Genomic DNA, 10,286 nt, shown 5'->3' on the forward strand with positions numbered 1-10,286 from the left:
TTCGCACCCAGCGTGACGCGAAGGCCTAACCGCGGAGGCTTCCAGGCGGAACAACTCATGACTGTCCGCGTTGGTGCTGAATTCAGTGGAGCGTAAGTCATGGCGCCTCGGGCGACGTGGAAAGGTTACGTGAAAATAGCCGAACTGTCTTTTCCGATCGCGCTATATGCAGGCGCGACGACGGCGGAACGCGTCTCCTTCCATGTCATAAACCGCAAGACCGGCAATCGGGTCCATCGCGAATATATCGACGAGGAGACCGAGGAGCCGGTTGAACGCGACCACCAGGTAAAGGGATACGAGACCGGCGACAACCAATATGTGGTCCTCGATCCGGACGAAATCGCCGAAGCCGTTCCGGAAAGCGACAAGACGATCCGGATCGAGGCTTTCATCAAATGTTCGAACGTGGATACGGTCTATTTCGACCGTCCTTATCTTCTTGCTCCCTCCGGGACGGTGGCTGAGGATTCCTTTTCTGTGCTGCGCGAGGGAATGCGGCGGAAGAATGTGGCCGCCCTTGGACGGGCCGTGCTCTTCAGACGAGTAAGAACCTTGCTGCTGCGTCCGCAGGAATCCGGCCTGGTCGCCAATACGCTCAACTTCGACTACGAAATACGACAGGCCGACGAGGTTTTCGATGACCTCCCCGAGATCAAGATAGAAGGGGAGATGCTCGATCTCGCCAGGCACATCATCAAGACAATGAGCGGCAAGTTCGATCCGCGCGATTTCGACGATCGATATGACGAAGCGCTTGCCGAACTCGTCAAGGCCAAGATGGAGGGCCGCAAAATCAAGGCACCCAAGCCTGTCAAGGAAGCCAAGGTGGTCAGCCTGATGGACGCACTCAGGAAGAGCGCCAAAGCTACCGGGAAACCCGCCGAGAAAAAGCGGCCACAGAAACGTAAAAAGACCGAGCCGGAACGGCGCAAGGCCGGCTGATGGCACTCTCGACCTACCGCAGGAAGCGCAATTTCAAGTCCACCCCGGAGCCGCGGGGCGGACCGGTCAAATCGACCGGCGGCGACAGCTACGTGATCCAGAAACACGCCGCAACACGGCTTCACTACGACCTGCGCCTCGAAATGGACGGCTCGCTGAAGAGTTGGGCGATAACGAAGGGACCGAGCCTCGTACCCGGCGAGAAGCGGCTCGCCGTCCATGTCGAGGACCATCCGCTGGAATATGGCGATTTCGAAGGGACCATACCCAAGGGCGAGTATGGCGGCGGCACGGTCATCGTCTGGGATCGCGGACGTTGGTCGCCGCTGGGCGACGCCAAGAAGGGTTATGCCAAAGGCCATCTCGATTTCGAGATCCATGGCGAAAAGCTCAAGGGCCGCTGGCATCTGGTGCGCATGGCAAGAAAGCCCCGCGACAAGAAGGAGAACTGGCTGCTGATCAAGGGAGACGACGAATTCGCTCGTGAACCGGCGGATCAGGACATACTGAAAGAAAGGCCGGAATCGGTAAAGACCGGCCGCCTCATCAAGGACATTGAAGGCGAGGAACCCGGCTGGTCTTCGAAAACCGGAAAGATAGAGACAATTGAAGCGCCTCGGCTGTCATTGCCTAAAAAGGCGAAGAAGGCCGGCTATCCCGGCTTTATTGAACCGGCACTGGCCTCGCTCAAATCCAAAGCCCCTTCCGGCGCGAAGTGGCTGCACGAGATAAAATTCGACGGCTATCGGCTGCAGGCTCATCTGCGCGCTGGCAAGGTCCATCTCCTGACGAGGAGCGGCCTCGACTGGACTTCCAAATTCGGCCCGACGATCGTCAGGGCGCTCGCCGGTCTTCCGGTGAAGGAGGCCATTGTCGACGGCGAGGTGATCGTGGAAGGCGCGGGCGGCGCGTCGGATTTTTCTGCGCTGCAGGCGGATCTTTCCGACGGCAGAACCGACCGGATGATCTTCTATGCCTTCGATCTCCTCTACGCCGATGGCAATGATCTGCGTGCGGCGCCGCTGATCGGCCGCAAGGCTGCCTTGAAGACACTCCTTCAGGGTTCCCCGCCGGTCCTGCGCTTCAGCGACCATTTCGAGGAGGACGGCGAACTCGTTCTCCGCCATGCCTGCCGGCTGAGCCTCGAAGGCGTCGTATCCAAGGATCGCGATGCCCCCTATCGCTCGGGTCGCGGCAAGGACTGGATCAAGTCCAAATGCTCCAGGCGGCAGGAATTCGTCATTGCAGGTTATGTCCCATCGACCACCTCGGCGAAAGCCATCGGCTCCCTGGTGCTCGGCTATTATGACAAGAAGGATCTCATCTATGCCGGCCGAGTCGGCACCGGTTTCAATCACAGGATGGCGGCGGATCTCTTCAAGAAACTCCAGAAGACGCGCATTCCCAAGAGTCCCTTCGCAACAAGGATCTCGGCCCAGGATGCCTATCAGGCTCGCTATGTCGAACCACAATTCGTGGCGGAGGTTGAGTTTCGCGCATGGACGACCGATGGCATCGTCAGACACGCATCTTTCCGCGGACTGCGCGAGGACAAGCGTCCCGAGGAGATTGTTCGAGAAGCAACCGCCAAGGAGGGAACCGGAAAAGAGGCCCCTTCGATCAAGCTCACCCATCCGGACCGGCTCTACTGGAAGGATGCAGGCATCACGAAGCAGGGTCTTGTCGACTACTATTCCGAGGTGTGGTCCAGGATGGGGCCTTTCGTGGTCAACCGGCCACTGGCGCTCTTGCGCTGTCCCAACGGTGTCGGCGCTCAGTGCTTCTTCCAGAAGCATGCATGGAGGGGACAGTCGAAGGAGATCCTCAAGGCTTTCGATCCACAGGATGACGAGGAGCCCATCATCGCGATCGACGGGCTGCCTGGCCTGCTCGGCCTCGTGCAAGGCGGTGTCCTGGAAATCCATCCATGGGGCTCCAGCCTCGACAATATCGAAAAGCCGGACATGATCGTCATGGACCTTGATCCCGGCCCGGATGTTGCGTGGGAAACCGTGATCGAAGCGGCAAGAGAGGTCCGCCAGCGCCTCCGCGATGCGAAGCTGGAGAGTTTCGTCAAGACCTCCGGCGGGAAAGGACTGCATGTAGTGGCGCCGCTGAAGCCTCGGGCCGAATGGGCCGAGGTCAAGGCCTTTGCCAAGAGCATTGCCGAAGCCATGGCCGCCGATAGCCCGGAAAGCTATGTGGCGACGGTCACAAAATCCAAGCGCAAGAACAAGATCTTGGTCGATTATCTGCGCAACGGGCGTGGTGCCACCGCAGTCGCACCATATTCGACACGGGCGAGGCCGGGAGCCGCGGTCTCAATGCCGCTTGAGTGGGGCGAACTCAGTCCCGCTATCGGTCCCGGCTATTTCACGGTAGAAAACGCGTTGCCGCGGCTGGGAGCGCTCACAACCGATCCCTGGGCCGATTTCCGGAAAGCGGCCGCGCCTCTGGGCCAAGGCTTGAAGCGGGCCGCCTGAATCGCCTCATTTCCGCTTCTTCTTCTTTTCCTCCGAGATCGACTTTTTCAGTGCATCCATGATGCTGACGACATTGCTTGGAGCTTCCGGCTCTTTTTCCTTCCTCCCCGTCTTCGCCGGCCTTTTGCCCTTCTTCTTTTTCTTTGCCTCGATGATCTCCTTCAGCCGATCCTGCACAGGATCGCCAATCATGGAAGTATCCCAAGGTTTTGTAAGATCCTCGATCAGGGTTCCGACAAGCGACATTAGCTTGGGATCCGTCTTCTTCTCCTCGATATCGGAGAACACCTCATCGAGATCGCGAACCTCGTCGCCATAGCGCAAGGTCCACAGCACGATACCCTTGCCGCGCGGCTGCAGCATGACGGCCCGCTCGCGCCGGGCCAGCACCAGCCGTGATATGCCGACCATCTTTGTCTTCGCCATGGCTTCGCGGATGACCGCAAACGCTTCCTGGCCGACCTCATCGTCCGGCATGAGGTAGTAAGGACTGTCATACCAGATCCATTCGATGGAATCGGCCGGCACGAATGTGCCTATATCGATTGTGCGTGTGCTCTCGAGGCCGACGGCTTCAAGCTCGTCGTCCTCGACTACGATGTGCCGGCCTTCCTCGACCTCATAGCCCTTGACCTCGTCCTCCTCGTCGACGGGCTTGCCCGTTTCGGCATCCACGTAACGGCTGCGAACACGATGGCCGGTCTGGCTGTTGATGGTATGAAATCGTATCTTCTCGTGCTCCGACCGCGCCGGCGTCAGCGAAACCGGGCAGGTGACGAGTGAAAGCTTGAGATAGCCTTTCCAATAAGGTCGCGGCGCCATTTCGAACTCCCGGCCTGTCAGAGAACGCTTGTCAGCCGGATCGGGTTCCCGTTGGCACAAATCCGCCAGGCTCAGGGCTGGAACAATGTGCCGAGTGGTGAGTAAAAATGCCGCCACCCGAAGGCTTGCAGGTTTGCTCCTAAAGAGCAACATGCCGGCTCAGTGCAAGAAGGAGCCACCAATGGCATCAAATCTGATCCTCACGCTCACCTGTGAAGACCGGCCCGGGATCGTCGCCGCTGTCACCACCGAGCTTGCGGGCATCGGCGCAAACATAGCCGAATCCAACCAGTTCTGGGATCGGCAGACCAACCGCTTCTTCATGCGCATAGCCTTCACCGTTCCTGAAACTGTGTCGCGCGAGGATATTGAGCGCGCAATCAAGCCAGCCGTCGAACGCTTCTCCATGAAGACCGCCATGATCGATTCCGCGCGCAAGCCAAAGATCATCATCATGGTCTCGAAATTCGACCATGCAATGCTGCACCTTCTCTACCAGATCAGGGTCGGATGGCTGAACGCCGAAGTCGCAGCCATCGTGTCCAACCACGAGGACAGCAGACGCACAGCGGAAATCGAAGGCATTCCCTATCACTATTGGCCGGTCGACAAGAACAACAAGGCCGAGCAGGAAAAGAAACTGCTTTCCCTAGTCGCCGAGACGGGCACCGATCTCGTCATCCTCGCACGCTACATGCAGGTATTCTCGGACGATCTGTCAAAGCGCCTCTTTGGCAAGGCGATCAACATCCACCACTCGTTTCTGCCTTCTTTCAAGGGTGCGAAGCCTTATCATCAGGCCTATGAGCGTGGGGTGAAGCTGATCGGCGCCACGGCGCATTACGTGACGCCCGAACTCGATGAGGGGCCGATCATCGAGCAGGACACCGAGCGTGTTACCCATGCGATGAGCGCGGATGACCTGGTTGCGACCGGACGGGACGTGGAGAGCCGAGTCTTGGCCAAGGCAGTCAAGAACCATCTGGAAGCGCGCGTGATGCTGAACGGGCACAAGACGGTGGTCTTTGCCTGATGGCTCCGCATAGAAAGCCGCCCTCTATCGCAGGTTGAAGCTTACTGGGACAGACAGGCTCATGCTGCTCTGCGCTATCTGTGGCGGCGGTGCAGGCACAGGCGATGCGCGGCGCACCATGTCGACCGCAGCCTCATCGAGAGCGGCGTTGCCGGACGAACGGGTAATTCGCACGCTGGTGACCGTGCCGGAAGCATTGATCGTGAAGCGCACCTGTACCGTACCCTCTTCGCCGCGCGAACGGGCCGATCGGGGATAGCGCTTGTGACGGTTCAGCCAGGCGACCACTTTCGATTGCCACCTGGCGGGGCTGACCCGGGGCGCGGAAGCCCGGCTGGCCGTCGAGGGCGGCGGGGCCGCTGATCTTCTGGTCTCGGTTCTGGCTGGTTCCCGAGTACGCTTCACGGGAGCTTCTGCCCGCCGCGGCCGTTCCTGACGCGGCTGTTCCTTCACAGGACGGGGCCGTTCCGGCCGCGGAGTGGGGAGCGGAATATCCGTCTGCGGCAGAACGACATTGGCCATTTCGGGCGCTTCCTCTTCCGGCTCGACCACGTCAGGCGTGACCTCCTCCGGCTCGACCGCATCGGGCGTAATCTCTTCCGGCGTCACCTCCTCGGGGGCGACGGCCTCCGCCTGCTCCGTCTCCACGGGCTCCGGCTTCTCGTTCGGGACAGGCGTTATGGACTCTTCGGGCTGCACGGGCTCGACCGGATCGAGCGTCTCGGCGACTGTTTCGGTCGGCTCGACCGGCGTCAGCGTCTCCGAAGGAGCTTCTTCCGACAACATCTCCTGCTCGACGGCTTCCGGCGTGGATACCGCCAAGGGCGCCAGTTCGATCATCATTGCAGAATCCACGCCTTCCGCGACGGGCTCCGTGCGCAGGTTCTGGAACGCATAGATGATGATCCCGTGCGCGGCCAGCACAACAAGCGCCGCCATCGTCCAGTGGACGATTTCGCGCGGCGAAAAACCCGGCGAAAAGCCGTATGCGAGGTCGGTTCGCGCCGTCATTGCGCAGTCGTCGCAGCCTCCGCAGGCGGCAAGGCTTCGAGCCCGACAAGCGCGATCTTGAGATAGCCGCTATCACGCAGCAGGTTCATCACGTTCATCAGCTCGCCGTAATCGACAGCCTTGTCGGCGCGCAGGAAAATGCGCGTTTCCTTGTCACCGCCCGTCCGTTGATCAAGCATCTGGCCGAAGGTCGCACGCTGGATCGTGTCGTTGCCGATCGCCAGACTGAGATCCTGCTTCAGGGTGAGGAACAGCGGCTTGTCCGGGCGCGGCGCCTGGGCGGCGGTGGAGCCGGGCAGATCAACATTGACATCGACCGTCGCCAGCGGCGCGGCCACCATGAAGATGATCAGGAGAACCAGCATCACATCGATGAAAGGCGTGACATTGATCTCGTGGTTGTCTTCGAGATCGTCGTTTTCCGTGCTTGCCCTGAGACTGCCTGCCATCGTCCTACTCCGCAGCCTGGCGCAGCGCGGCGGGAACCTTGCGGCGGTCGAGATCGCGGCTGATCAGCCGCTCGACACCGGCCGACGCATCCGCAAGGAGCTGACGATAGCCGGTAATGGCGCGCGCGAAGACGTTGTATATGACAACGGCCGGAATGGCCGCGACCAGGCCCAGTGCCGTGGCAAGCAAGGCTTCCGCGATGCCTGGTGCCACGACGGCTAGATTGGTCGTCTGGGATTGGCTGATTCCGATGAAGGAATTCATGATGCCCCATACGGTTCCGAAGAGACCCACGAAGGGTGCCGTCGAACCGATCGTCGCAAGCACACCCGTTCCCCGCGTCATGCGGCGGCCCGCCTGTGCCTCTATGCGCGAAAGACGGGAGGTCACGCGCTCCTTCAGGCCGGCAGCACCTGCATGATCGAGCATGCCGGAGGAAGCCTGCACCTCTTCTTCGGCAGCCCGCACAAGCAGCGATGCAGCGTCCCGCCTCTTGCCCACCTCGCGGCTGGCTTCACTCAGATTCGCCGCCTCGACGATTACCTTCAGAGCGCGGCGTGTCCTGGCCTTTGCGGCGGCGAGTTCCAGCGATTTTGCCAGCCACACCGTCCAGGTTACGAGCGAAGCGAAGGCGAGGCCGATCATGACGGCCTTCACGACCCAATCCGCCTGCATGAACATGCCCCAAGGGGAAAGGTCGTGCGGCAAGGTTTCTTCTTGAGCGTTCTGCAACTGGGGCTGGGCCGGAGTTTCCGGAACCGGAGCCGGGCTGTCACCGGTCTGAACTTCTTCACCCGTTGCAGAGGGCTCCCCGGGAAGCGCCGGCGAGCTCTCGGATCCGGATTGCACAGGCGCGGCCTCCGACGGGGCCGTTTGCTGCGAGGGAGCCGGGGCCGGCTGGGTCTGTACGACCGGGGCTTCCGGCGCAGGCGCATCCTGCGCGTTGCCGATTGCCGGTGTAAACAGCAGCAATGATGTTGCCAGTGCGGCGGCGATATGGGTCGCTCTCAGCACGATTTTATCCCTATTCGCGATCTCGAATTCTGGACCATTACACTCATAATTGTGTCGCGTCCATGTTCACCGAGACTTTTTTACCCGGACAATCGCACACAGGCATAATGCCTGCGATCGATGCTTTTGACGGTCAGGAGAACAACATCTTCAGCATGGTTGCGGCACGGATCGGCCCCCGATGAGCCGCCCTCTCTTTACATGAGGAACAAAAGGGAACGGCGCCTGTTTAAGGAGCGCGCGCAGCAACAGGGAGGAACCATGCGATGACAAGGCCACGTGGCGAACCGGCGTTGGGGCTTGGCAAAGGTTCCGCTGGTGCGGTTTTCGGTGCGCTTGGACCGCAAAGGGAGGCTTATCTGACAGCCGTGCGCAAATGCGTTTGGGACGAGCGTTTCCCGCCCGCTATGAAGAAGGCGCTCGAAGCCTATCTCAAACGCCACAGCAAAAAACAGCCTGTGTCCATCGCCTTGGTTATAAGGGCGACGCGCGCCGCGATCCCGAATCTCTCCGTAAGCGATCAGGAACTGGCTGCCATCATAGCCGAGGAAGCGCTCAACAAGGGTTGTTCAGTCGATTTCGAGAACCGGGATTCCGGTCCGGAATTCCATATCCTGCGGTGATGGTCCGGTGAACTACTGATCCAAAGAATGCTGCGGCGTCTCCGCATCGCCTTCCAAAGGCGTCTGCCCAGTGGGTCTGATGGAAAAGAACAGGATGAGCAGCAAGGCCACAACAATGACGGCCGCAATGATCCCTCTATTGGACATGTTTCTTTCCACTCCGGATTGGAAAGCCGGCGGCAATCGCTCCCCGGCCACCAGCGAGGCCGTTCAATTTGCGGGAACTCGAAATGCATATCCACGGTTCTCCAGGAACCGCACGTGAAAGGAACAATTCCTCATGGTCACGCCAGATCCGCGCCAGCCCGAACCCGTGCCGCCGCCTCCGGTTCCGCCTCTGACGCCGAACCCTCCCCCGATCGAGGAACCCGAGCCGGAGCGACTTCCCGACGAAGATCCGAGACCCAATCCGGACGAGAATGACCAGCCCCCACGGCGCATGACCAGCTATGTGCTGGAACATGAAGTGCTCCCGGCGGTTTGGTGCCGAAAGGTAAATTGGTGATGCCTCAACATTTAGCAGAACATATCGAAATCGAGCCGTATCGCGGCGTGGTCAATGTCATGTTCGCCGACGCGATGATAGCCTCGACGAGGGATGCACTCATACTTCGTGAGGAAGGTCGCGCACCGGCTTTCTATATTCCGTTCTCTGACATCTATTTTGATTTTCTGACACGTTCGACAACCACTACGGAAAGCGCCACGGGCGACACTGCCACTTACTGGAACGTAACGGCAAAGGGCGAAGCCGCAAAAGACATAATGTGGGCTTACGAGGCACCGCCGGAGAATATGCGCGCCCTCCTCGCTCATGGCGCTTTCGACCCTGAAAAAGTGAGTATCGAGGCCGCGCCGGCAGACGATCCGAAGGAGGAAGAACACCGGCCGTAGTCAGCCGGTGCTCGAACGGTCAGTCCTGCACGTCGGTTTCCGGCCGGTCGTCGCCGGAGCTTATCTCCTCGTGCCATTTGCCTTCCGCGTCCTGATATTCGATCGGCTGGGCCGTGCCGCGCTGCTCATGCTCGGCAGCGGCACGATCGGCCGCCTGCCGGGCTTCCTGATGGGAAAAGAAGGTCTCGGAAAAGACGTCTCCGACCTTGTATGCCCAGCCACCGTCATGTTCGACAACTTCATATGTCACGCGTGTCATCGTTGCTCTCCCTGCATGCGACCAAAGTCTTTACGGGGGAACCAGCGGCCAGACGACAAGTTCCGCGATCTGTCAGACGGGGGGCCTAAATTGGCTGTTTAATTTGTCATGTTGAGGAACCTGGTGGCTTGTTTGACATTACCTTTGGGAGGAGCGCGTGGGGCTTGCCTGCTTTGAGATGTGAAGGGAAGTCGCAACCATGGCCCCACCGGCCCGGCATGAGGATCAGTCCAGTCCAGCCAAAGGGGAGATCRTGGCGCTGATCCCCGCCCTGCGCGCCTTCGCCCGCACCTTCTACCGCAATGCCGACGATGCCGACGATCTGGTGCAGGAGACGCTGATGAAGGCGCTCGCCAACACGCATCAGTTCCAGATGGGGACGAGCATGAAGTCATGGCTGTTCACCATCATGCGCAACACCTTCTACACGCGCATCAAGATCGCCAACCGGGAGGCGCCGGGCAAGGCGGCCTGTGTTTCCGGTCAGCCGGCGCAGGACGCCACGCAGGAATGGTTCGTGCGCGGGCACGAGATCGCGGCCGCATTGCACCGGCTGCCGGACGAGCAGCGCGAGGTGGTGATGCTGATCGGTGTGCTGGGGGTCTCCTATGAGGAGGCAAGCGAGATCTGCGGCTGKGCCATGGGGACCATCAAGAGCCGCCTCAACCGCGCACGCCTGCGCCTGCTTGCAGAGATGAAGGAGACATCCCCGCGATCCTCCCTCGAACGCTCAGGCCCCTCAATACTCGATT

General features: G+C 60.2%; 12 protein-coding genes. 7 read left to right on the forward strand and 5 right to left on the reverse strand.

Annotated features, from left to right (window positions below):
- Window positions 1-99: 99 nt before the first annotated feature.
- Together L598_RS05915 and ligD are read left to right on the forward strand one after the other, a co-directional pair.
- On the forward strand, window positions 100-945 hold the full coding sequence (locus L598_RS05915) for a Ku protein (protein ID WP_144861042.1): 846 nt from the start codon (window positions 100-102) through the stop codon (window positions 943-945).
- The gene (gene ligD / locus L598_RS05920) at window positions 945-3,428 is read left to right on the forward strand and encodes a DNA ligase D (protein ID WP_144861043.1); all 2,484 of its coding nucleotides are present in this window, start codon (window positions 945-947) and stop codon (window positions 3,426-3,428) included. Before L598_RS05915 ends, ligD begins: the two co-directional genes overlap by 1 nt.
- A 6-nt stretch (window positions 3,429-3,434) precedes the next feature.
- On the opposite strand, the gene L598_RS05925 is transcribed toward ligD, so the two are convergent.
- Entirely contained in the window at window positions 3,435-4,250 is an 816-nt protein-coding gene (locus tag L598_RS05925; RefSeq protein WP_144861044.1) for a Ku protein, read from the reverse strand.
- A 181-nt stretch (window positions 4,251-4,431) separates the two neighbouring features.
- Between L598_RS05925 and purU the strand changes: the two genes are divergently transcribed.
- The gene (purU, locus tag L598_RS05930) at window positions 4,432-5,283 is read left to right on the forward strand and encodes a formyltetrahydrofolate deformylase (protein WP_144861045.1); all 852 of its coding nucleotides are present in this window, start codon (window positions 4,432-4,434) and stop codon (window positions 5,281-5,283) included.
- A gap of 24 nt (window positions 5,284-5,307) precedes the next feature.
- Here purU and L598_RS05935 read toward each other — a convergent pair whose 3' ends face one another.
- The 3 genes from L598_RS05935 to exbB are packed head-to-tail and all read right to left on the reverse strand — an operon-like array spanning window position 5,308 to window position 7,755.
- Window positions 5,308-6,294 (reverse strand): energy transducer TonB, encoded by a 987-nt coding sequence (locus L598_RS05935; RefSeq protein ID WP_144861046.1) that lies wholly within the window; start codon window positions 6,292-6,294, stop codon window positions 5,308-5,310.
- On the reverse strand, window positions 6,291-6,743 hold the full coding sequence (exbD, locus tag L598_RS05940) for a TonB system transport protein ExbD (RefSeq protein WP_144861047.1): 453 nt from the start codon (window positions 6,741-6,743) through the stop codon (window positions 6,291-6,293). The genes L598_RS05935 and exbD overlap by 4 nt, the downstream gene beginning before the upstream one ends.
- Window positions 6,744-6,747: 4 nt before the next feature.
- The gene (exbB, locus tag L598_RS05945; protein ID WP_144861057.1) at window positions 6,748-7,755 is read right to left on the reverse strand and encodes a tonB-system energizer ExbB; all 1,008 of its coding nucleotides are present in this window, start codon (window positions 7,753-7,755) and stop codon (window positions 6,748-6,750) included.
- A 269-nt stretch (window positions 7,756-8,024) separates the two neighbouring features.
- Between exbB and L598_RS05950 the strand changes: the two genes are divergently transcribed.
- From L598_RS05950 to L598_RS05960, 3 genes are all read left to right on the forward strand, one after another.
- Window positions 8,025-8,381 (forward strand): hypothetical protein, encoded by a 357-nt coding sequence (locus L598_RS05950; RefSeq protein WP_144861048.1) that lies wholly within the window; start codon window positions 8,025-8,027, stop codon window positions 8,379-8,381.
- A 280-nt stretch (window positions 8,382-8,661) separates the two neighbouring features.
- Window positions 8,662-8,886: a hypothetical protein gene (locus L598_RS05955; protein WP_144861049.1), complete on the forward strand. Its 225-nt coding sequence runs from the start codon at window positions 8,662-8,664 to the stop codon at window positions 8,884-8,886.
- On the forward strand, window positions 8,865-9,275 hold the full coding sequence (locus tag L598_RS05960; RefSeq protein ID WP_246658645.1) for a DUF427 domain-containing protein: 411 nt from the start codon (window positions 8,865-8,867) through the stop codon (window positions 9,273-9,275). Before L598_RS05955 ends, L598_RS05960 begins: the two co-directional genes overlap by 22 nt.
- A 19-nt stretch (window positions 9,276-9,294) precedes the next feature.
- Here the strand turns inward: L598_RS05960 and L598_RS05965 are convergent, their stop codons facing one another.
- The gene (locus L598_RS05965; protein WP_144861050.1) at window positions 9,295-9,534 is read right to left on the reverse strand and encodes a DUF2188 domain-containing protein; all 240 of its coding nucleotides are present in this window, start codon (window positions 9,532-9,534) and stop codon (window positions 9,295-9,297) included.
- A 199-nt stretch (window positions 9,535-9,733) separates the two neighbouring features.
- Here L598_RS05965 and L598_RS05970 point away from each other — a divergent pair.
- Window positions 9,734-10,286 (forward strand): sigma-70 family RNA polymerase sigma factor (locus tag L598_RS05970; protein WP_144861051.1); only part of this gene is annotated, 553 nt, incomplete at its 3' end.

The organism is Mesorhizobium sp. J18, assembly GCF_007829525.1.
Classification (GTDB): Bacteria; Pseudomonadota; Alphaproteobacteria; order Rhizobiales; family Rhizobiaceae; genus VLJP01.